A 20,972-nucleotide genomic window follows, 5' to 3' on the forward strand; every position below is an offset into this window, starting at 1 on the left:
ATGATTGTCTTTTCGTACCCGGAATAACCTCAAACAACAAACAAAGGTTTTCGTAATGCAATGGGAAATCGTTATCGGTCTTGAGGTACATACCCAGCTCTCGACTCAATCGAAAATATTCTCAGGCGCCTCGACCGCATTCGGAGCGGCGCCCAACGCCGAGGCCTGCGCGGTGGACCTTGCATTGCCGGGAGTGTTGCCGGTATTGAACCGCGGAGCTGTCGACCGGGCAATCAGGTTCGGGCTTGCCGTAGGGGCAAAAGTCAATTCGCCATCCATCTTCGCACGCAAAAATTATTTCTACCCCGACCTCCCCAAAGGCTACCAGATCAGTCAATACGAGTTACCCGTGGTGGAAGGCGGCACCGTAACGATTCATGTGGGCGAAATGGAAAAAACCATCCGTCTTGTCAGGGCGCATCTGGAGGAAGATGCGGGCAAGTCCTTGCATGAGGACTTCCATGGCATGACGGGTATCGATCTCAACCGGGCGGGTACGCCGTTGCTCGAGATCGTTTCCGAGCCGGACATGCGCAGCAGCCAGGAAGCCGTTACCTATGCAAAAATGGTGCATTCACTGGTGCGCTGGATTGGCATCTGCGATGGCAACATGCAGGAAGGCTCTTTTCGCTGCGATGCCAACGTATCGGTGCGCCCGCATGGATCGGAACGGCTCGGCACCCGCTGCGAAATAAAAAATCTAAATTCGTTTCGCTTTCTTGAGAAGGCCATCGATTATGAGGCCAGGCGGCAGATAGAGATTCTGGAAGATGGCGGAACCATACAGCAGCAAACCCGCCTCTATGATCCCGACAAAGATGAAACCCGCGCCATGCGAAGCAAGGAGGATGCGCAGGACTACCGCTATTTTCCAGACCCGGATCTGCTGCCGCTTGAAATCGCGGAGAGCTGGATCGCGAAAGCAAAAAGCGGGTTGCCCGAGTTGCCGGAGCAAATGCGCGTCCGTCTTGAGCGCGAGTATGGGCTTTCCTCTTATGACACGTCCGCCTTGACTGCCGACCGGGAGATCGCGGAATACTACGATGCGACTGTCGCTAAACTTCCATCCGACCCCAAACTTTGCGCGAACTGGATAATGGGCGAACTGCCCGCTTATCTCAACGATGAAGCCAAATCCTTCGATAGCTGTCCGCTATCCCCGGTACAGCTTGCGCAGCTTTTAATGCGCATCAAGGATGGTACGATTTCCGGAAAGATTGCAAAAGAAGTATTCAAGCAGATGTGGTCCAAGGCCGCTCAGACAGCTACGGCATGGAAGAACCGGGATTCCAAACTGGATGACAACCTCGCCGATCAGATTATCGAGTCTCAAGGGCTGAAACAGATTTCCGATTCAGGCGAACTGGAAAGCTTGATTGACGGGGTCATCGCCGCCAATGTCAAATCAGTGGAAGAATTCAAGGCAGGTAAGGAAAAAGCCTTTAATGCCCTCGTCGGGCAGGTAATGAAGGCGGCCAGGGGCAAGGCCAATCCAGCGCAGGTGAACGAAATAATGAGAAGGAAATTAGAAGCATAAAATAATACTGAGATGGCGCCCCCAACCCCAACATTGAAGCTCCTCACGTGATAACTCAGAAGCAGGTGTCGCCGTTCGTCTGCGTTTGCACGATCCCGCTCCAGACATTTGTCGGGTTGCAGCAGTTCATAGACTTCCACCTTTACCCTGCCGACGAAAAGCGTCCGGGCATGGATACTCGAGCTTCACATTATTGATGGCTCCTGTGCTGTCCGTCGTGACTTCGCCAATCTTGGCCGGTGGTACGCCTGTATAGATTCTACGCCATACTGATGGTTCATAGGAAGATTGCCACCATTCAACAGAACGCGCCTTCGGTTTGCAACGCTGATCTGGCCGGGGAAACGGAGAGTGACGGAATTCTCAGCGGCGTACGCCGCATGAACCAGGAAAGTTTTTTTATAAATCGAGTGGAAGGCGTCAATTCTCTCCAAATGTAGGCGCCACCCGAGGGGCAAACCCTTGCTTAATGTTCTTCAGCCGGCTATTGAGCTTGTCCGTTGAAATGTATGGCGCGCTGAGCAGCTATCGCTTACCACATACAGGTGCTTTGCTATAAATTCACGCTCCGCCCGCCGTCCACCGCAATGATTTGACCGGTAATGTAGGGCGCATCTGCAATCAGGAAAGCGACTGTTCGTGCAATGTCGTCGGGCTCACCCATGCGTTTCAGCAGAGTTCTGTTGATGATGTGCTGGCGCGAAGTTTCGTCCATCCATTCGCCCGCCTCTGGCCACAGAATGGGGCCGGGCGATATGCCGTTTACCCTGACCTCCGGCGCAAGCTCCAGCGCCAGCGACCGGGTAAGCGAAGCCAGGCCCCCTTTGGCGGCGTTGTACACGACATACCGTTTCAGTGGCCACTCGGAATGGATATCCACGATATTGACGATGCAGCCGTGTTGCTTCTTCAGATGCGGCGCTGCGGCCTGGGATAGAAACAGAGGCGCCTTCAAGTTACTGCCGATCAGGTCTTCCCACATAGCTTCGGTAACTTCTCCCAGCGGCGTGGGAAAAAAGCTGGAAGCATTGTTGACAAGGGCATCGAGTTTTCCAAAATGCATCACCGCTTCATCGATCAGGTATGGCAGCCGTGGAATGTCCAACAGGTCCGCCTGTGCCAGCGCAACTGAGCCAGGCCGGGCCTGATTGAGTTCCGCTTGCAATGAGAGTGCCTCCTGCTCCGACGCATGGTAGTGGATGACCAGATTGGCGCCCTGCCCGTGCAGTTTACGGCCGGTGGTCGCCCCCACGCGCCGGGCTCCCCCGGTGACAAGTACCACTTTTCCCTGCATCGCTATCTCCTCTACACTTGCGTATCGACTCGATTTTAACTTAAGGGGCCTATTACCAATGAGTTTAGAGTACCCTCTGGATTTTCGCTGTCGCGGAAAAGCCAATATCCAGTTTGATTAAACCGTATAGTACAACCTAGCACTGAGCCCATGCAGCCATCACCGCTCTCACCGCCATTGCCTCCACCAGGCGAGGCAGCTCTTCAGCAAAGCCGCGCGCTAACAGCGTTGATCCATAGGGAAATTGCCGCGGCCGGCGGCTGGATTTCATTTGAGCATTATATGAGGCTGGCGTTGTACGCTCCGGGTTTGGGATATTACAGCGGCGGAGCGGCTAAATTCGGTCAGGAGGGGGATTTTGTGACTGCGCCGGAAATATCTCCGCTATTCGGCAGGGCTGTGGCACGGCAGGCAGCGCAAGTGCTTGAGGTCGTGGAAAGCGGCGATATTCTTGAATTCGGCGCGGGCACGGGCAAGCTCGCATTTGATTTATTGCTTGAACTGGAAAAACTCGGCAGTCTGCCAAAGCGGTATTTTATTCTTGAGGTCAGCGCGGAGCTGCAGCAACGGCAACGGTATTTATTTGAAAGGTCGACACCCCACCTCCTGCCGCGTATCACTTGGCTGGAGAATCTGCCTCCCAAATTCAACGGCCTTATACTTGCCAATGAGGTACTTGATGCACTGCCCGTGCATCTGGTTGTTTGGCGCGGCCCTGATCTGTTCGAGCGTGGCGTAGCTTCGAGGAATGATGAATTCGTCTGGAGCGAACGTCCGCTTACAAAAGGACAGGGGAAGGGAAAGGGGGAGGGGGGGCTATTCGAGGCCGCGCATGAATTATGTCCACAGATTAACCCCGGCAATGGCGATGGCAACCATTCCGGCGAATATTTCGGTGAATATATTAGCGAAATCAATCTCTCCGCGCGGCATCTCATGCATAGCCTCGCAAATATGCTCGAAAATGGACTGATTCTGTTGATCGATTACGGTTTCGGGCAGAGCGAGTATTATCATCCGCAACGTAAGCATGGCACCCTGATGTGCCACTATCGCCAGCTTGTCCATGACAATCCGTTCTATCTTCCCGGCTTGCAGGACATCACCACCCATGTTGATTTCAGTGCTATGGCCAGGGCTGCCGCCAGTGCGGGAACGGAGTTGATGGGTTATACCACCCAGGCATATTTCCTCATCAATTGTGGCGTAACCGAAATTCTGGCGCAAACTCCGGCGGAAAACGTAAGGGACTACCTGCCGCTGGCAAATCAGTTGCAAAAACTGGTGAGCCCGGCGGAAATGGGCGAATTGTTCAAGGCCATAGCCTTTGGCAAGAATATCAGTGAACCTCTAACTGGCTTTGCGGACGGGGATAAAAGTCGTCTGCTGTAGCTCATCCACTCATGTGCTTGCAGCGACCTTTTTACTGACGTGCTATGATTGGATGAATCCGGTAAACAAGCTTTGAAAATTCCAAACTGATACTGAGACGGGGGGTATCCGTGGCTACTGTAAGGCAATTGCTGCAAGGCAAGGGATACGAAGTAGCCTGCATCGAACCGGACAAATCAGTGTACGAGGCGATGCAATTGATGGCTGACAAGAACGTTGGCGCGCTACTGGTGCTGCAGGATGGAAAACTGGTCGGTATCATCACTGAAAGAGATTATGCGCGCAAAGCATATAGGCTGGATAAATCCGCAAAAGATATTCTTGTAAGGGAAATGATGACCACTCAGGTCGCATATGTAAATCCCGACTATTTGACGGAGGATTGCATGGCATTGGTTACCGAGATGCGGGTACGTCATTTGCCGGTGCTCGAAAACAATGAAGTGGTCGGCATTATTTCGATCGGCGACTTGGTCAAGGATGCCATTTCCGGACAGGAATTTGTCATTCATGAGCTGGAACGTTACATATATGGGGAATTCGCTAATCCAAATACGGCGGAATACGCGGCGAAATACAGATAATGGCGCCACAATCTCTTCCCGGCCATTGGAACATGTCAACGAGACGCTGCCCCACTAACCAACGTCCATATCCCCATCAGTAAAAACGAAGCTGCAGCCAGCCAGCGCACTCGCCTCATATCGACGCAGCCCGCAAGCGCTTTGCCAAGCCAGACCGCGGGCCCCGTTAGCCAGCATCATGCCGAGCGTAGTCCCAGCACAACCGCGATCAGCGCATCATAGCGCGCTGCCAATGCCACCGTTGCAAACTGCGTCTTGTCTCCCCATCTCTGCCACAAAGAAGGCGGTGAACGTCGTCAAGAATATTCCGGAAGCGAAAATACCTAATTCTTTGTCCAGCACGTCCGGCTTGAGCGCCCACAGGGCAAACCCGATAAAGGACAATCCGATGAGCCAATTGAAAAATTGAGGAGAGATCAGGCGGGCCAGCCATGCATCGGCCGTGGCGGCCAACGCGTGATTGAGCAATGTTGCGGCAGAATTCGGCCATGATGGGGTATGGGCGCCGCAGCTTTGCCGCCAGCCACAAAGGGGGTGGCGATTGTAGCGCGGTTTTATGTGTATCTTTACGGCATAAGCGGAGTTAGTCCGGGCTGCTCCCGCTTGCAAACACGCACTTTGTTATATTAAGGATTAAACTCTTCACATCCCTGGGGCTCTAACAGACGGGAGACCATGGCCTTTCTTCTCTTTCTTCGATTACGCAGATCCTCATGAAACCCGTTGATTTTCCGTCCGAGTTTTCAGGCCCCCTGAATTTGGATTCTTCTGATTCAGTCAGTGCCGAATTAAGCGCTGAGATAAGTGCGGAAGCCAATCGCTGTGTGGCGTGCGGCCTATGTCTGCCGCACTGTCCCACTTATCGGATTACGCAATCGGAAGCCGATTCCCCTCGCGGCCGTATCGCTCTGATGAGTGGCGTAACCAGTGGTCGAATCCCGATAAATGCGCGCTTCGCGCTACACATGGACCGCTGCCTTACCTGCCGTGCCTGTGAGGCCGTGTGCCCTAATAACGTGCGATTTGGACAGTTGATTGACAAAACCCGAGCGATGCTGGAGCCATCGCGGCTCGAAACCCTGAACGGTAAGGTAAGATTAAAACCATGGTTGCGGAAATTGTTGGAGCATGAACTGATCGCGAAACCGGAACGTATCGAAGCCTTGCGCCCCTTGTTGCGTTTTTATCAGAGAACCGGTCTGCAAAAATGGATGCGTAAATCTGGTTTACTGGGTAAATCCAAAGTCGCCCTGCTGGACGCTCAATTGCCGATCATTTATAAGCCTTGCTCTTTGCCCGGTGGCACGATGCCGGCACAGTCATGGCAAGAACGTTATCCATCCACAGGCGAGCAGCGCGGCGAGGTCGGCCTATTTCTCGGCTGCGTGGCCCGTCTGACGGACGCTGCAACGATTAATGCCGCCATAGTCGTACTCAATCGCCTGGGCTATACAGTACATGTGCCGCGCGAGCAAACCTGCTGCGGCGCACTGCACCAGCATGGCGGCGAGCTGGAAACAGCGCAAAAGCTGGCGAGGCAGAATATCAGGGTTTTCGGGGAATTGTCTTTCAGGGGACTGAATTTGCAGGCAATCATCAGTACGGCATCCGGTTGTGGGGCGCAATTAGCGGAGTATTTTTCCTTGCCCGCATTGGCGCCATCCGAAAATCGTTCTGCTGCGTCACGAAGAGCTGGAGATACCCACGCGGGCGGGCTTGCGCTAAGCAGCCAGGCCAGGAATTTTTCCGCGAAGGTTATGGACATCAATGCGTTCCTCGCAATAGCGGAAGGATGGCATGACATAAAGCTTAAGCCATTACCCTATAAAGTCGCGGTACATGAGCCATGCAGCCTGCGCAATGTGCTACGGGGGGCCGCCCATCCGTATAAACTGCTGACCCGCATTCCCGAAGCGCAGATTGTTCCGCTTTCGGGAAATAACCAGTGCTGCGGCGCTGCTGGAACATATTTTGCCGACCAACCGGAAATGGCACAGGTGCTGTTGCATGATAAGGTGGCCGCGCTGAATGCCAGCGGCGCACGTTATCTCGCCACATCGAACGTAGGCTGCGCGATGCATATGGGCAGCACATTGGGCGAACCAGGCTCAAAGGCAGGCTCACAGATCGAAGTCGTGCATCCAGTCACGCTTCTGGCACGGCAAATGGGCTAAAATAGTGCTCACCGTTAAATCGTTTATATCGCCACTTGGGATCACTGGGGATTTGCATGCCGAATATCGATAAATTCATCATCGGGTTTGACCGGGCACTGCGGACATTGCTCACTCCGGCGCAAACGCTGCGCACTGTGCCCGGTACTGAACTGCCGGAGGTCGAACTGAACGATTCGGAGAAACGTGACTCTACCGCGTTGATGCGTGTCAATCATGTCGGCGAAATCTGTGCGCAAGCGCTCTATCAGGGTCAGGCGCTTACTGCGCGTAATGCAGAAGTGCAGCGTACGCTGGAGCAGGCGGCACGTGAAGAAACCGAACATCTCGCCTGGACTGAACGGCGCATCGCGGAATTAAGCGGCCGCAAGAGCCTATTAAACCCGTTTTGGTATGGCGGGTCATTCGCCATAGGCGCATTTGCGGGCATGCTCGGCGATAAATGGAATCTGGGGTTTCTCGCGGAAACCGAGCGCCAGGTGGAAGCGCATCTCGCTGGGCACCTGAAGCGTCTTCCGCATCAGGACCAAAAAAGCCGCGCCATTGTCGCTCAAATGCAGATCGATGAAGCCGGCCATGCTACCACGGCCATGGTCCACGGTGGGGTGGACCTGCCCGTCCCGGTAAAACTCGCGATGAAGCTGGGATCCAAAGTTATGACGCAAACCGCGTACTGGGTTTAAGATTCACATTTCCACGATTTCAAAGTCGTGTGTCAATACCGCTGTTTTTGCAAGCATGATCGAAGCTGAGCAGTACTTCTCAGCTGAGAGCTTGATCGCCCGCTCGACATGCCGGGAATTCAGATTCTTCCCGGTAAGGATAAAATGGAAGTGAATGCGGGTGAACACCTTGGGTTCGTGCGGAGCTCGTTCCGCTTCGATCTCCACAGCGCAATCACTGATGTCCTGGCGACCCTTTTTCAGGATCAGTACCACATCGACGGCCGCACAACCGCCGGTTCCCATCAGCAGCATCTCCATCGGACGCGGACCCAGGTTCTTGCCGCCTGCTTCCGGCGGCCCATCCATCAGAACCGTGTGCCCGCTGCCGGATTCGGCGACGAAGCTCACTCCATCCCTCCATTTGATAAGCGTTTTCATCGGTTTGATTTTCCAAAATGTTCCGGTAGTTTAGTCCTGTTTCGCCCGGATAATAAATCAGCGGGAAAACTTGGGAGCAGCTCCAACATGTCAGGAAGCATGGCTGGTGTGTGGTTGTTCAGGTGGCGGCGTCAGCCAATACCACGCCAAGCCAATGACTTCGTGGAAGAAAAAACTGCTTTTCTGCAAGGCCCCGGCTGAGGGAACAAACGCGAACACGTCGGTTTTATATCGGGTGGTGTAAGCGGTGGCGGCAGGAGTCACCTTGAAACCTGCCCGCTCGAATTCCTTCGCGGCGCGCGGCATGTGCCATGCATGAGTGACCAGTGCAATACGCCTGATCCCGTCCTTTTTCAGTATTGCGAAGCTATTGTAGGCATTTTCACGGGTATTCACGGAAGCTTCTTCCGTCCACCTGACCGGGACATTAAATTCCTTTTCCAGCACGGCTTTCATCTGTAAAGCCTCAGACGAGCCTGTGCCTGGAGGTGAACCCCCCGTCGCCAGGATTGGTTTGCTCGTAAGGCGATGCAACCATGCGGCGTAACGTATACGCTCCAGCGCGAATCGGCTCACTGTGTGGCTGCCATATTCCGGCGCGTCAAAGTATGTACTGCTGCCCAGCACTACAATAGCTTGTATGCCATTATTGAAGGGGTCGGGTGGAGGCCGGGTTTCCAGTCTTTGCAGCATGGCTTCAGCAAAAAATGGGGTCGATAGCAGGTAGAGTAGAGTCAGAGCAGTCACCATTAAAAGCTTGCCCAACCGCGGCCGCCTTTTCAGCAGCGCGACCCCTATCGTGCCGGCCAGGATAAGATTCAATGGGGGGAGGAGAAACGCGCTTATCAGGTTAGTCGCGTACCAACTCATGATTTCAACTCTGGGATAATTAACCCAACAATTTCTTGCCCATCTTCATGGAATAAAAAAAGCCGGCACGTGCGCCGGCTTTTTTTATGACTCAACCCTGGCTTATTTGAGCGACAGAATCCATGTCACCAGGGTTTTGATATTCGCGTCACTGACGTTGGAATTCGGCGGCATCGGAACCGGGCCCCAGACTCCGTTGCTTCCTTTCTTCACTCTCTCTTCCAGGCGGGCTTGGGCGCCGGGGTCATCCTTATACTTGGCCGCGATATCCTTTAACGCAGGTCCGACCAGTTTTTTGTCAACGGTGTGACAATTCGTGCAGCCGCTGGCTTTCGCCAAGTCCGCGTTCGCTTGCGCGGTACCCACCATTACCAAGGCAGATGCTGCAATCATTCCCATCCAGACAGCTTTCATGCTTACTCCTTTTATCCGTTAATTATAGAAAGGGGATTCTATCTTACCTTGAATTTCGCAGACGCGCAGCAATTCCTGCAAGTCAGAGATTTCCGGTATGCACTTAACGCCCTGGCAAACCCAGGCGTTGACAGTATCATCTATCGGCGCCGGTTTACTCAGATTCGGCGGCAGTCCAACAAGTTCCGAGGGCAAAGCAAATACAAGAATGGAAGGAGCGCTGCGCCGCAACGCATCTTCCCATTTTGCCAGAGCCTGTGCCTTGCCTCGAAGAATAACCATTTGTGGAGGCGTCAGCGATTGCTCCAGTGCTACCAGCAGACTGCAACAGGAGCCGGCGTATCGGGACAGGGTGGAATAAAATACCTTCAAGGTGTGCTCCGCCGTCTGCAAATAACGGTGTTTGCCGAGCAGATGGCCCAGTCGCTGAAGCGCATACGCCGCTACGCCATTGCCGGAAGGCATCGCATTGTCATGAGCCGGCTTGGGCCGATGAATCAGTTTTTCATGATCAAGGCTGGTAAAGAAGAAGCCTCCCGACTGCCTGTCTTCGAATTGTTCCAGCAATACATTGGCCAACGCAATGGCAAAATCCAGATCAGTCTGGCGAAATTTGGCCTGCATCAGTTCCAGTAAACCATCAAGCAGGAACGCATAATCGTCGAGGTATGCGTTGAGATGTGCCTTGCCATCTTTATAAGTTGCGACCAGGCGGTTGTTTTTCCATAGGGTGGCACGAATAAAGTCCACCGCAAAAATAGCTGATTGCACCCAGTCATCGCGCGCAAATACCCGGCCCGCACGCGCCATTCCTTTAATCATGAGACCATTCCAACTGGTCAGGACTTTATCGTCCCGGCCCGGGTGGACGCGCAATTCGCGTTCGAGAAAAAGTTTTCTTGTCGCCGAAGTTAGCCTTTGCTGTGCTTCTTCCAGACTGATATGCTCCGCCTCGGCAACGTGCGCCAGCGGCTGGGCGATTTCAAGATGCCAATGCTTGTGCTCGAAATTCGGGGCGCGCTCAAGGCCATAATAAGAAGCAACAACCCCATATTCTTCAGGAGTCAGGACACGCGATGCCTGGCTACGATCCCAGACGTAGAATTTGCCTTCCTCATCTTCCGAATCAGCATCCAGTGCCGAGTAGTAGCCGCCTCCTGAGCCTGCGCCCCCGGGCGATTGCATTTCGCGCATCGCCCACCCGGCTGTTTGCTCGACGATGCGCTTGAATAACGAGTTGTCCGTTGCAACCCATGCGTCCGCATAAAGCACCAGCAGAGGCCCATTGTCATAAAGCATTTTTTCAAAATGCGGAATATGCCAGGACGGATCTGTGCTGTAACGGCAAAAACCACCCCCCAATTGGTCATAAATACCGCCCTCCGCCATTTTTTGCAGGGTGTGGGCTGCAATCCGCAATGTTTCGCCGTTGCCCTGGGTAAAATAACGGCGCAAGCAGAATTGCAGTTCGGCAGGGTGAAGGAACTTAGGTGCGTCGCCAAACCCCCCGTTCACGGGATCGAACCGATTCTTCAGCTCTGTAAGCGCATGCTCCAGCGGTTCTCGGGAAAATTCCAATGCGTCCGTGCCTTCGGACGGGAGCATATTGGCGAAGGATTTCAGCAGTGAAGCGCTCTGCTGTTCTATATCAGCGCCACGGGCATGATAAGCTTCGGCAACCCGCGGCAACAAATCGAGAAAACCCGGCAAACCGTGACGCGGCGTTTTCGGGAAATACACCCCGCCGAAGAATGGCTTCTGGTCAGAAGTCAGAAACAAGGTCAGCGGCCAACCGCCACTACGCTGGGTTAGCATGTAAAGCGCCATCTGATAAATCTGATCGAGGTCGGGGCGCTCCTCACGGTCTACCTTGATATTAATAAAACACTGGTTCATCATCGCGGCCACTTCCGCATCTTCAAAACATTCGTGCGCCATGACATGGCACCAGTGGCAGGCCGAATAACCGACAGAAAGCAGTATCGGCTTCTTCTGCACGCGGGCAAGTGTCAGCGCCTCTTCATCCCATGGATACCAATCCACCGGGTTCTCTGCGTGCTGGAGGAGGTAAGGACTGGTTTCGCCGGCCAGATGGTTGGGCATGATTTCGTAACTTGTCAGCGGTTACCAGTCAGTCAGTAACCGCTCCCCGGCTGGCGGTCGAAACCAGTTTCGCGTATTTTGCCAGCACGCCGCGCGTATACTGTGGTTGGGGCGGCGTCCATACGGCGCGGCGCCGTGCCAGCTCTTCTTCTGAAACATTGAGTTGCAGCAGCCGTTGTTCAGCGTCGATGGTGATGGAATCGCCCTCACGCACCAGTGCGATCGTACCGCCGACGAAAGCTTCAGGTGCGACATGGCCGACCACCATCCCGTACGTTCCCCCCGAAAAACGACCGTCTGTAATAAGACCGACCGAATCGCCGAGACCTTCGCCGATCAACGCTGAAGTGGGAGAGAGCATTTCGCGCATGCCGGGCCCGCCTTTGGGCCCTTCATAGCGGATGACGACCACATCGCCCGGTTGGATCTGACGCGCGAGGATGGCCGCCATGCAGGTTTCTTCCGATTCGAATACCCTTGCCGGACCGGTGATTTTCGGGGTTTTGACCCCGGTGATCTTCGCCACGCAGCCCTCGGTGGAAAGATTGCCCTTGAGTATGGCGAGATGGCCCTGGGCATACATGGGATTGTCCCATTGCCGGATTACGTCCTGATCCTTGCGCGGTGCCTGTGGCACATCCTTTAAAATCTCTGCCACGGTCTGACCGCTGATCGTCACGCAATCGCCGTGCAACAGGCCATGTTCGAGTAGCATCTTCATTACCTGCGGGATGCCTCCCGCTTTATGCAGATCAGTCGCGACATAGCGTCCCGAGGGCTTCAAATCGCATAGCACCGGAACTTTGCCGCGCATACGTTCGAAATCATCGATCGTCCATTCCACGTCCGCCGCGTGCGCAATGGCGAGGAAGTGCAATACGGCGTTGGTTGAGCCGCCGACCGCCATGATTACGGCAATTGCATTTTCAATGGATTTTCTCGTAATAATGTCACGGGGACGCAGCTGCTTTCCGATGGCTTCAACGAGTACTTCCGCGGAGCGGGCAGCACTCTCAGCCTTCTCATCATCCTCCGCTGCCATGGTTGAAGAGTATGGCAGGCTCATACCCATCGCCTCGAAGGCCGATGACATGCTATTCGCGGTGTACATGCCCCCGCACGAACCTGCACCTGGACAGGCATGACGCTCGACTTCGAGCAATTCCTTTTCATCTATCTTGTGCGCAGTATATTGCCCGACAGCCTCGAAGGCACTCACAATGGTCAGGTCTCTCCCTTTGTAATGGCCGGGCTTGATGGTCCCGCCATAGACAAAAATGGCGGGAACGTTCATTCGCGCCATAGCAATCATTGCGCCAGGCATGTTCTTGTCACAGCCTCCAATCGCTATCACGCCGTCCATGCTTTCGGCCTGTACTGCCGTTTCGATCGAGTCCGCGATCACTTCACGGGACACCAGCGAATACTTCATGCCCTCGGTACCCATGGAAATGCCATCGGAAACCGTGATAGTGCCAAACATTTGCGGCATCGCGCCCGACTTTTTCAGCGCGTGCTCGGCATTAACGGCCAGCTCGTTCAACCCTTTGTTGCAGGGGGTAATAGTGGAGAAGCCGTTGGCTACGCCGACAATGGGTTTGTCGAAATCCTTGTCATTGAAGCCTACCGCCCGCAACATTGCACGGTTGGGGGAACGCTGTGCGCCTTGGGTGATCGCTCGGCTGCGTTGGTTGTCTGGCATGGAAACTCCTCAAGAATAGTGTAAAAGCTTTGCGTCGTGGATGAGTGAAGGAAGCTTCACCTGGGACCGTAATTAAAAGAAGAGCCGCTGTCTTTTTCCACGTCCTCTGCGGTAAATGGCTTTGCCGTATGTATAATTCTGAATCCGCCAGTTGACCGCTTGTTTTTCAAATGACTCCTGATCCACAACAATTTTTGTGTCAGTCAACCTTAATCAATTTGGTGAGTTTGCTGCAGAGGTGGATTGCACGACTTTTTATGACCCATGGCCGCGTTGCAACTTCCGGGACAAATAATTATCTCGCGTCGTTACGCCTTGTCCTGTGCCCCACAAATTGCACACTTCACTCCGTCCAACTACCTGATTTGGGGTAATAATTTGTTCGGCACAAAAATACTGCGAGTTCGTTATTCGGCTTGACCCGGAACCTGAAGCAACAGTGAGGGACCGCGCTTTACGCGCCTATGGATATCGGCTGCCTATGGATATCGGCTTCTGCCGTATGACGTTATGGCATTGCTCGCGGATCACAACTATTTTACCTCAAAAAAGCAGGAACCCATGCTCGTCCATCCGCAATTCGACCCCATCGCCATCCATATCGGGCCTCTCGCCATACGGTGGTACGGCCTCATGTATCTCTTGGGATTCGCGCTGTTCATACTACTGGGGCGCTATCGCATCAAGCATAACCCAGGGGGATTCACCTATGCCATGCTGGACGATATGCTGTTTTACGGCGTGCTGGGGGTGATATTGGGCGGCCGCCTGGGCCATGTGCTATTTTATCAGTTCGGCTATTACCTGCAGCATCCGCTGGAAATATTTGCGGTATGGCAGGGCGGCATGTCCTTTCATGGCGGGTTTCTAGGTGTGATCACAGCGATGGCGCTGGTGGCCCGCAAATATAAACTGCCGTGGCTCGCCGTAACAGATTTCATCGCGCCGTTGGTTCCCTTGGGGTTGGGCGCAGGTCGCATCGGTAATTTCATCAATAGTGAGTTGTGGGGCCGCCCGACCAATGTACCCTGGGGGACGATATTCCCCGATGTGGATAACATTCCCCGCCATCCTTCCCAACTTTACGAGTTTGCGTTGGAAGGACTGGCATTTTTCCTGCTGTTATGGCTCTATTCGTCGAAGCCAAGGCCGGTGGGGGCGGTTTCCGGCATGTTTCTGATCGGCTATGGCGTCTTTCGCTCGTTTGCAGAATTTTTTCGCGAACCGGAAGATGGCTTCATGGGTATCATGACGCTGGGTATTAGCATGGGGCAATGGCTATCGCTGCCAATGATTATTGCAGGAGGATTGATGCTGAATTGGGCTTATCATCAGCAATCCACCCCATCCCGGCATGAGCCCCCGAAGCCAGACAAACCGGGCCGACCGGTTCCCCCCGTTCCCTCTGGGAAGCGAAATCGCCGATAGGGAAGTCTACATCCGGAGTTTCAAAGGCTCCTTTATGTCCTTGCGCCGTTCCTATACAGTTATTGCCCCGCTTTATGATGCGCTGCTCGCGACTGCGGGTGCCGGCCTGCGTGCTGCGAGCCTTGAGCAATTGCCGCAACAGGGAAACCAGAATATTCTTATCAGCGGAATCGGCACCGGCCTTGATATCCCCCATCTTCCATCGGGGCATACTTATACCGGCCTGGATCTTACCGCCGCCATGCTGGCGCGGGCAAAATCCCGCATAGGTGATCTTCACCTGAATCTTGTCCAGGGCGACAGCATGTCCCTGCCGTTTGCAAGCAAGTGTTTTCATCACGTCGTGCTGCATTTGATCCTTGCGATCGTTCCCGATGCATCCGCCTGCCTGCAAGAAACAGCACGCGTGCTGAAACCGGGTGGTAGCGTGCTGATACTGGACAAATTTCTCAAGCCCGGTGAGTCGGCTTGGTTCAGGCGAACGTTGAACGTGTTGTCGCAGCATATCGTTACCCGGCTCGATGTCGTATTCGAGGAAGTGCTTGCGAGTGTTCCACAATTGCAAGTGGAAGCGGATGTGCCGCTGTTGGGGGGAGGGTGGTTTCGTAGCATCCGCCTGGTAAAAAATTGATCAGATGCTGAGTGGAGGCCAAACTTGTTACTCAGCATCCAGCGCGTCAATCACAAATATTTTTGGAGTTCCATGCGCGGCCTTATTATCTTCGCTGTCGCCGCTGTGTTCGCAGCCTCATCCGCACAGGCACTTGATGTGAAAAGCCCAGGAGTGGACTGGACCGAGGCTTATCGCACCGATGAGCTTGTCATTTTTACCAAGGACGTAGGCAAAGATCGCAAAATTATTGCAACTGCCGAGGTGGAAGCTTCACCGAACGTTGTTTTCAAAGTTGTAAGCGATTTCGAGCACTACAGGGATTTTATGCCGTACGTGGAAGAGTCGCGGGTGCTTACCCGCAAAGGTGATAACGAGGCCGTAACTTACGCGCGGATTGCGCCGCCGTTCGTAAGCAAGCGCGACTATCCGCTCAAGGTCAGGATGACGCGCGGCTCACCCTCGAACGGCGGCGTATTCAAGGTCGAATGGACGGCGCATCCCGAGGCCGAGCCAGAGGTCGAGGGTGTGGTGCGCGTCAAGCTCAACGAAGGGTCATGGCTCGCGGCGCCGCTTAATGGCGGCAAGCGTACGCGGCTTACCTACACTCTACTGACGAATCCCGGAGGCCTGATTCCGGACTTTGTCGTTAACCTGTCAAATACGGTTGCGATCCCGGAACTTTTCGACGCCGTAAAAAAACGCTCAGTCGAAAAAAGCAGTGTTCAGAAGTAGGCTGCTTTACTGGCAGACGGCACGGATAAGGGCATGCATGAGCTATCGCTTCAAAAATGCACAATCCAGGCCTATTATTGTTTCTGCTGCTCCTGAATATGAACTGATTAAACTTCTGGCGCAGAATGTTCAGCAGGAAAAATTGGCGTAGAGGGATGGGGATTAAGGGGATGGGAATTAAGAACGCAACTGGCGAGCGTTTGGAATAAGTCTACAAGAGGTGATCCATGGCAAACAGGACTGTGAGCGTTCTCGCGAGAATAACTGCGCGGCCTGACAAGATTGAAGAGCTTAAGTCTCTTCTGCTGGGTCTGGTGGCGGAAACGCGGAAGGAAAATGGCTGTATCAATTACCATCTTCTCCACAACAACGCCGATCCCTGTGATTTTACTTTTGTTGAAGAATGGGCCAGTGATTCCGATATCGATAGCCATTTTACAACCGTCCATGTGCAGCATGCTTTTTCAAAAGCTGCATCGCTGCTGGCGAAGGAACCCGATATACAAAGGTTCTCCATTATCGGATAGGTGAATGGCCGGACAGTAAAAGCTCAAGGATGGAGACAGACGCTATGGAGAATTCCACAAAAACCGACTCTCCCGTTAGCCCCTTAAATTGTGATGGACAAGAAGCCCAACCCTTTCATGGCTTGCTCGAAAACGAAGGCCACGTGTACTCCAACTGGGGGCTGAGTCGCCACACCCGCCCGGCCGTGTATGTCGAACCGATCAGTTATGCTGATGTGCAAGCAGTGGTGCGTGACACGGAGCGTTTTCCGACGCCGGTGCACCCGGTCGGTTCCCTGCTCTCAGTAACCTCCACCATCGTCAACGATGGCGGAACCCTGTTGTGTACGCGCAAGCTGGACGAAATCATGGGGCTCGAGCTTGACGATGCGGGGCGACAAGTCATCCGGGTGCAAGCCGGATGCAGGCTTAAAAAGCTCAATATGTGGCTCCAGGCGCACGGAATGGAGATACCGTTTCAGGCGGAAATCGGCGAAGCCACAGTCGGTTCGGCCGCTGTCGGCGACACCAAGGAGTCTTCTCTGGATGGGCCCGGCTATTTCTCAGCGCATGTTCTGGCTCTGACTTATGTGAATGAAAAAGGCGATTTATGCACGCTTTCCACCCATGAGGACGGCTCGGCATTTCACGAATTCAAGTGTTCATTCGGCCTTTCCGGCATCGTCGTCGAGTGCCAGCTTGAGGTGCGCCCGGCAACATTATGCAGGTCCAAGGTATCGCTCGTGGTATACGAGTCGCCGAATGATCTCGCCACGGGATTGATTCGCATGCGCGCGGAAAGCGATGCGCTGCTTGCGATTGTGTTTTTACATCAACTGGCGAGCTTTTTCGATCAGCGTTACAAGGCTGGTCCGGGCTCGGCCACACCCGCATCGTCCCAGCCTGCTTGCGATCAGTTCCGTGTTGCCAAGCGTTTGGCAATCCAGCACGGATTCGAAGGTGTGGATGTACCTCAGCCCAGGGAGGTTGTCTATTCACGCCATGATTTTGTCAACGAATATTGGCGCCCGACAATCGACGAGCGCCGCCTTGATTTCCAGTACTACGAACACGACATCGCTGAGCTTCATCGGGTTATTGCCGAATCGTTCAAGTTCACCAAGGCTTTCGAAGAAAAAACCGGGTTTGCGCCCAAAGGATGGGCAACATATTTTGTGCAGCGGCAAGCGAAGGAGATGAAGCCCTTTGGGCTTTATTCAGGAGGCCCAGGTATCTCGTTTTCATTCGACCCATTTTGCTCGAACCCGACCGATCCGTTATGGCAACAGTTCCTTCAGGAATACAACCGTGTCGCGCTCCATCTGCTGGGCGGACACGCCTCGCCCATTCAGACACAATGGCTGCAGCCAGGCGACCTCAGAATTCCAGGAAAATTGGCTCTTCCGCGATTTACTACAAAATACTATGAGCAGTTTCTCGGCTGACCGTTTCGTGAAAATAGACCAATAGACCTAGAACCTTATGCAACCTATGGCATTTGGTCAGAGTTTTCGGGATACCTGGAGTGTTTGAGCTAAAGACCCTTTTCCTTTTCATGGCCACGGCGATTGCCGAAATCGCCGGCTGCTACTTGCCGTACCTCTGGCTCAAGCAGGGACAGAGCGTATGGCTGCTCGTGCCCGCTGCCGCAAGCCTCGCAATATTTGTATGGCTGCTCACCCTCCATCCCACAACCGCAGGCCGCACCTACGCTGCATATGGCGGTGTCTATATTTTCGTGGCGATTATCTGGCTCTGGATCGTCGAAGGCGTTACGCCAACAGTCTGGGATATGGCAGGCTCTCTGGTGGCGCTTACCGGTATGGCTATCATCATGTTTGCGCCGCGACATGCATAGACGTCTATGGCGGCCAAGCGCGACCCCAATTCCATGAAGCGTGATGCTGGCCGTTGACGTCCGCGCCTGAAACCGTACAATCCCATAAATATCTCTTTCGGAATTGTTTGTGGAACCGACCATCACCGTCTTCCCGTGAAAACGGAATTCTGAGGCTTCCTAAACTAGGATGGCCAATTCTATAGTTCAGTAACGATTACAGAAGACAAATAACATGAGGCTTTAGGAGAAACACAATGGTCGTTAAAATGCATGCCGCTATATCGATTCTTCTGTCAGCCCTTCTCATCGGCTGTTCGGCAATTCCCGCGACGCCGGCAGGAAGCTCCGTTGAGCTCGTTACTGAAAAACCAGCTGGTAATTGCAAGCCGCTGGGTGACGCCGTTGGCTCCCAAGGCAACTGGTTCACCGGTGATTACACCTCGAATAAAAACCTCCTCATCGGCGCGAGAAATGACCTGCGCAATAAAGCGGCCAAAATGGGCGGGAACACTGTTTGGGTGCAAGATAAAGCCAATACCAATGCATGGGGTGCTAAAGGCACGTCAAACACCACGGTCCTGGGTGTCGTCTACCGCTGTGACTAATGCCAGGCGTGCCTGATCCGAAATAGTTGCTGCTCTACTTGAGCTTGATGGCGGCCGGGAGCTGAAGCGTGTCTACTAAGGTTTATTACAACAGTGCCTGCCCCATCTGTAACGCGGGAATCAAGGATCAGCGCCGGCGCATGGAAGCCTCCGGTGTCAAGGATGTGGAGTGGATCGACGTGCACACCCACCCACAAGCTGTAAAAGAGGTCGGGTCTCCGTTGGAGCAGGTGCGGGAGCGGCTGCATGTCAAAACCGCTGATGGCAAGATCGACATTGGAGCAGATGCATTCACATACCTTTGGTCGAAAACGCCCAGCCAGCGTTGGCTCGCGAAACTGTTGCGCTTACCCATCTTCAAGCAGCTTATACGCTTGGCCTACAACATCTTTGCCCGGTTACTTTACCATTGGAACCGCGTGAAGCGGCATTGGTAAACGTCCAGAACAGCCAGAGCTTTTCACGGGGCAATAGGTTGACCCCGTTTTTTCGGCAGAATATTTCGTTGCGCCCAGCCAATATCTGGCCTATTTTAAAAACAGGGGTTTCACACGGTTTAGTTTATTAACTAACACAAACTTCCCTAAAGACTCATACTTAAGCCCGGCTATCGGCGGGCTTTTCACGTTATACATGTGATAAAGGAGGAGCTATGGCAAAAGTTAACCCCATTCAAGTACAAAAGTTTTTATCCGGTATGCATTACCCGGCGAACAAGGACGAGATTGTGGATCACGCCAAGTCGCGCGGAGCCGATGACAATATAATGAAAACGCTTCAACATCTCCCAGACGAAAGCTTTGAGACGCCCGCCGACGTTAGCAAAGCAATCGGTCAATTGAACAGGTAAGTGAACAAGTAAGCGGAAGACGCCAGGAAAGCGAAGATGCTCGGAAACGAAGGATGCTGGGACGCGATGTTCGAGGCAGGTGAGCACTCGGACATAATGATTTCAAAATAACATATACCTACGGAACGCTGGGCTCAGGCTATTCTAAAGGGATTTACCCACCATCTTCCAGGACAAGCTTTCTCCGGCCTTTAACGGAACCAGCACATCATCTCCAAATTCCAGTTTTTCAGTCAAGTTCCAGGTTTCTTTTTTTAGTGTGATGGTGTCCTCGTTTCGAGGTATCCCGTAAAAATCGGCGCCGTAAAAGCTGGCGAACGCTTCCAGTTTATCCAATGCACCCGCCTGTTCGAAGGCTTCCGCATAAAGCTCAATCGCCGCATGAGCGGTATAGATGCCTGCGCAACCGCAGGCATTTTCCTTTTGAGATCGGGAATGCGGCGCGCTGTCGGTGCCAAGGAAAAATTTCGGGCTGCCGCTGATGGCGGCCTCGACCAGCTTATTGCGGTGGGTTTCACGCTTCAGTACAGGAAGGCAATAGTGATGTGGCCTGAGGCCGCCCTGGAAGAGCGCATTACGGTTGAGCAGCAGGTGGTGAACGGTAATCGTGGCTGCAATATTGCCGGGGGTATCGAGGACAAATTCCACAGCCTCACCAGTGGTGATGTGTTCGAATACAATCTTCAAATGCGGGAAGCGCTGGGTAACAGGAACGAGTACCCGGTCCAGAAAGACTTTTTCCCTGTCGAATATATCCACTTCGGGGTCGGTCACTTCGCCATGGACCAGCAGCGGCATGCCTGCTTGTTCCATTGCCTCAAGTGTCCCGTAACACCTGGCAATATCCGTAACACCTGAGGTGGAATTTGTCGTGGCACCGGCCGGATAATATTTCACCCCATGTATTGCGCCGCTTTTCTTGGCCTCGGCAATTTCTGAAGGCGGGGTGTTATCGGTAAGGTAGAGCGTCATCAACGGCTCGAAGTGCACACCTTGCGGAAGCGCCGCGAGGATACGCTCGCGGTACGCCAGTGCCATTCCGGTTGCGGTAACCGGAGGCCTGAGGTTCGGCATGATGATTGCACGGGCGAACCGCCGGGCGGAATCTGGTAATACGGCCCGCATGTGGTCGCCGTCGCGCAGATGCAGGTGGCAATCGTCCGGCCGGGTTAGAGTTAGCGTGTTCAAGATATAGCCGGCCAATTTATTTTCTTTTCGCGAAGAA

The 20,972-nt window shown here is 53.7% G+C and carries 24 protein-coding genes; 14 read left to right on the forward strand and 10 right to left on the reverse strand.

Annotated features, from left to right (window positions below; all coding sequences use genetic code 11):
• The first annotated feature begins 55 nt into the window (after window positions 1-55).
• A complete protein-coding gene (gene gatB, locus BMX00_RS07600) occupies window positions 56-1,537 on the forward strand; it encodes an Asp-tRNA(Asn)/Glu-tRNA(Gln) amidotransferase subunit GatB (RefSeq protein ID WP_090828411.1) in 1,482 nt (493 codons plus the stop codon).
• A 553-nt stretch (window positions 1,538-2,090) separates the two neighbouring features.
• Here the strand turns inward: gatB and BMX00_RS07605 are convergent.
• Window positions 2,091-2,831: a pteridine reductase gene (locus BMX00_RS07605; RefSeq protein WP_090828412.1), complete on the reverse strand. Its 741-nt coding sequence runs from the start codon at window positions 2,829-2,831 to the stop codon at window positions 2,091-2,093.
• Between the two features lie 136 nt (window positions 2,832-2,967).
• Complete coding sequence (locus tag BMX00_RS14980) at window positions 2,968-3,102, reverse strand: hypothetical protein (protein ID WP_281245899.1); 135 nt, start codon at window positions 3,100-3,102, stop codon at window positions 2,968-2,970.
• Between the two features lie 11 nt (window positions 3,103-3,113).
• Between BMX00_RS14980 and BMX00_RS07610 the strand changes: the two genes are divergently transcribed.
• Together BMX00_RS07610 and BMX00_RS07615 are read left to right on the forward strand one after the other, a co-directional pair.
• Window positions 3,114-4,223, forward strand: coding sequence for a class I SAM-dependent methyltransferase (locus BMX00_RS07610; RefSeq protein ID WP_245727915.1), 1,110 nt, complete (start codon window positions 3,114-3,116; stop codon window positions 4,221-4,223).
• Between the two features lie 110 nt (window positions 4,224-4,333).
• On the forward strand, window positions 4,334-4,807 hold the full coding sequence (locus tag BMX00_RS07615; RefSeq protein ID WP_090828414.1) for a CBS domain-containing protein: 474 nt from the start codon (window positions 4,334-4,336) through the stop codon (window positions 4,805-4,807).
• A gap of 176 nt (window positions 4,808-4,983) precedes the next feature.
• Here the strand turns inward: BMX00_RS07615 and BMX00_RS15100 are convergent, their stop codons facing one another.
• Together BMX00_RS15100 and BMX00_RS14870 are read right to left on the reverse strand one after the other, a co-directional pair.
• Window positions 4,984-5,046 carry a hypothetical protein gene (locus BMX00_RS15100; RefSeq protein WP_425433878.1) on the reverse strand — a complete coding sequence of 21 codons (63 nt, stop codon included), beginning with the start codon at window positions 5,044-5,046 and terminating at the stop codon, window positions 4,984-4,986.
• Window positions 5,024-5,416 carry a TMEM165/GDT1 family protein gene (locus BMX00_RS14870; RefSeq protein ID WP_245727917.1) on the reverse strand — a complete coding sequence of 131 codons (393 nt, stop codon included), beginning with the start codon at window positions 5,414-5,416 and terminating at the stop codon, window positions 5,024-5,026. Before BMX00_RS14870 ends, BMX00_RS15100 begins: the two co-directional genes overlap by 23 nt.
• Window positions 5,417-5,520: 104 nt before the next feature.
• Between BMX00_RS14870 and BMX00_RS07625 the strand changes: the two genes are divergently transcribed.
• On the forward strand, window positions 5,521-6,981 hold the full coding sequence (locus BMX00_RS07625) for a (Fe-S)-binding protein (RefSeq protein WP_090828416.1): 1,461 nt from the start codon (window positions 5,521-5,523) through the stop codon (window positions 6,979-6,981).
• 56 nt (window positions 6,982-7,037) lie between these two features.
• Entirely contained in the window at window positions 7,038-7,664 is a 627-nt protein-coding gene (coq7, locus tag BMX00_RS07630; protein ID WP_090828417.1) for a 2-polyprenyl-3-methyl-6-methoxy-1,4-benzoquinone monooxygenase, read from the forward strand.
• A gap of 3 nt (window positions 7,665-7,667) precedes the next feature.
• On the opposite strand, the gene BMX00_RS07635 is transcribed toward coq7, so the two are convergent.
• The 5 genes from BMX00_RS07635 to ilvD form a co-directional block, all read right to left on the reverse strand.
• A complete protein-coding gene (locus tag BMX00_RS07635) occupies window positions 7,668-8,084 on the reverse strand; it encodes an OsmC family protein (RefSeq protein ID WP_090828418.1) in 417 nt (138 codons plus the stop codon).
• A gap of 90 nt (window positions 8,085-8,174) precedes the next feature.
• Window positions 8,175-8,954, reverse strand: coding sequence for a YdcF family protein (locus BMX00_RS07640; protein WP_090828419.1), 780 nt, complete (start codon window positions 8,952-8,954; stop codon window positions 8,175-8,177).
• A 102-nt stretch (window positions 8,955-9,056) separates the two neighbouring features.
• Window positions 9,057-9,368 (reverse strand): c-type cytochrome, encoded by a 312-nt coding sequence (locus BMX00_RS07645; RefSeq protein ID WP_090828420.1) that lies wholly within the window; start codon window positions 9,366-9,368, stop codon window positions 9,057-9,059.
• Between the two features lie 18 nt (window positions 9,369-9,386).
• The gene (locus BMX00_RS07650) at window positions 9,387-11,471 is read right to left on the reverse strand and encodes a thioredoxin domain-containing protein (protein ID WP_090828421.1); all 2,085 of its coding nucleotides are present in this window, start codon (window positions 11,469-11,471) and stop codon (window positions 9,387-9,389) included.
• Between the two features lie 28 nt (window positions 11,472-11,499).
• Complete coding sequence (gene ilvD / locus BMX00_RS07655; RefSeq protein ID WP_090828422.1) at window positions 11,500-13,173, reverse strand: dihydroxy-acid dehydratase; 1,674 nt, start codon at window positions 13,171-13,173, stop codon at window positions 11,500-11,502.
• Between the two features lie 561 nt (window positions 13,174-13,734).
• Here ilvD and lgt point away from each other — a divergent pair.
• The 9 genes from lgt to BMX00_RS07700 all read left to right on the forward strand — a co-directional run bounded on the left by lgt (window position 13,735) and on the right by BMX00_RS07700 (window position 19,747).
• Window positions 13,735-14,601 (forward strand): prolipoprotein diacylglyceryl transferase, encoded by an 867-nt coding sequence (gene lgt / locus BMX00_RS07660; RefSeq protein WP_090828469.1) that lies wholly within the window; start codon window positions 13,735-13,737, stop codon window positions 14,599-14,601.
• Between the two features lie 34 nt (window positions 14,602-14,635).
• A complete protein-coding gene (locus tag BMX00_RS07665) occupies window positions 14,636-15,232 on the forward strand; it encodes a class I SAM-dependent methyltransferase (protein WP_090828423.1) in 597 nt (198 codons plus the stop codon).
• A 72-nt stretch (window positions 15,233-15,304) separates the two neighbouring features.
• The gene (locus BMX00_RS07670) at window positions 15,305-15,946 is read left to right on the forward strand and encodes an SRPBCC family protein (RefSeq protein WP_090828470.1); all 642 of its coding nucleotides are present in this window, start codon (window positions 15,305-15,307) and stop codon (window positions 15,944-15,946) included.
• Window positions 15,947-16,173: 227 nt separating this feature from the next.
• Complete coding sequence (locus BMX00_RS07675; RefSeq protein ID WP_090828424.1) at window positions 16,174-16,473, forward strand: putative quinol monooxygenase; 300 nt, start codon at window positions 16,174-16,176, stop codon at window positions 16,471-16,473.
• A gap of 44 nt (window positions 16,474-16,517) precedes the next feature.
• The gene (locus BMX00_RS07680) at window positions 16,518-17,897 is read left to right on the forward strand and encodes an FAD-binding oxidoreductase (RefSeq protein ID WP_177171799.1); all 1,380 of its coding nucleotides are present in this window, start codon (window positions 16,518-16,520) and stop codon (window positions 17,895-17,897) included.
• 80 nt (window positions 17,898-17,977) lie between these two features.
• Window positions 17,978-18,310, forward strand: coding sequence for a YnfA family protein (locus BMX00_RS07685; protein ID WP_090828426.1), 333 nt, complete (start codon window positions 17,978-17,980; stop codon window positions 18,308-18,310).
• 236 nt (window positions 18,311-18,546) lie between these two features.
• Window positions 18,547-18,897 carry a DUF4156 domain-containing protein gene (locus BMX00_RS07690; RefSeq protein ID WP_090828427.1) on the forward strand — a complete coding sequence of 117 codons (351 nt, stop codon included), beginning with the start codon at window positions 18,547-18,549 and terminating at the stop codon, window positions 18,895-18,897.
• Between the two features lie 68 nt (window positions 18,898-18,965).
• Window positions 18,966-19,334 carry a thiol-disulfide oxidoreductase DCC family protein gene (locus tag BMX00_RS07695; RefSeq protein ID WP_090828428.1) on the forward strand — a complete coding sequence of 123 codons (369 nt, stop codon included), beginning with the start codon at window positions 18,966-18,968 and terminating at the stop codon, window positions 19,332-19,334.
• 215 nt (window positions 19,335-19,549) lie between these two features.
• The gene (locus BMX00_RS07700; protein WP_090828429.1) at window positions 19,550-19,747 is read left to right on the forward strand and encodes a DUF2795 domain-containing protein; all 198 of its coding nucleotides are present in this window, start codon (window positions 19,550-19,552) and stop codon (window positions 19,745-19,747) included.
• Window positions 19,748-19,891: 144 nt separating this feature from the next.
• Here BMX00_RS07700 and pyrC read toward each other — a convergent pair whose 3' ends face one another.
• A complete protein-coding gene (gene pyrC, locus BMX00_RS07705) occupies window positions 19,892-20,938 on the reverse strand; it encodes a dihydroorotase (RefSeq protein WP_090828471.1) in 1,047 nt (348 codons plus the stop codon).
• Window positions 20,939-20,972: the final 34 nt, after the last annotated feature.

It is taken from the genome of Nitrosovibrio tenuis (assembly GCF_900109785.1).
Lineage (GTDB): Bacteria > Pseudomonadota > Gammaproteobacteria > Burkholderiales > Nitrosomonadaceae > Nitrosospira > Nitrosospira tenuis_A.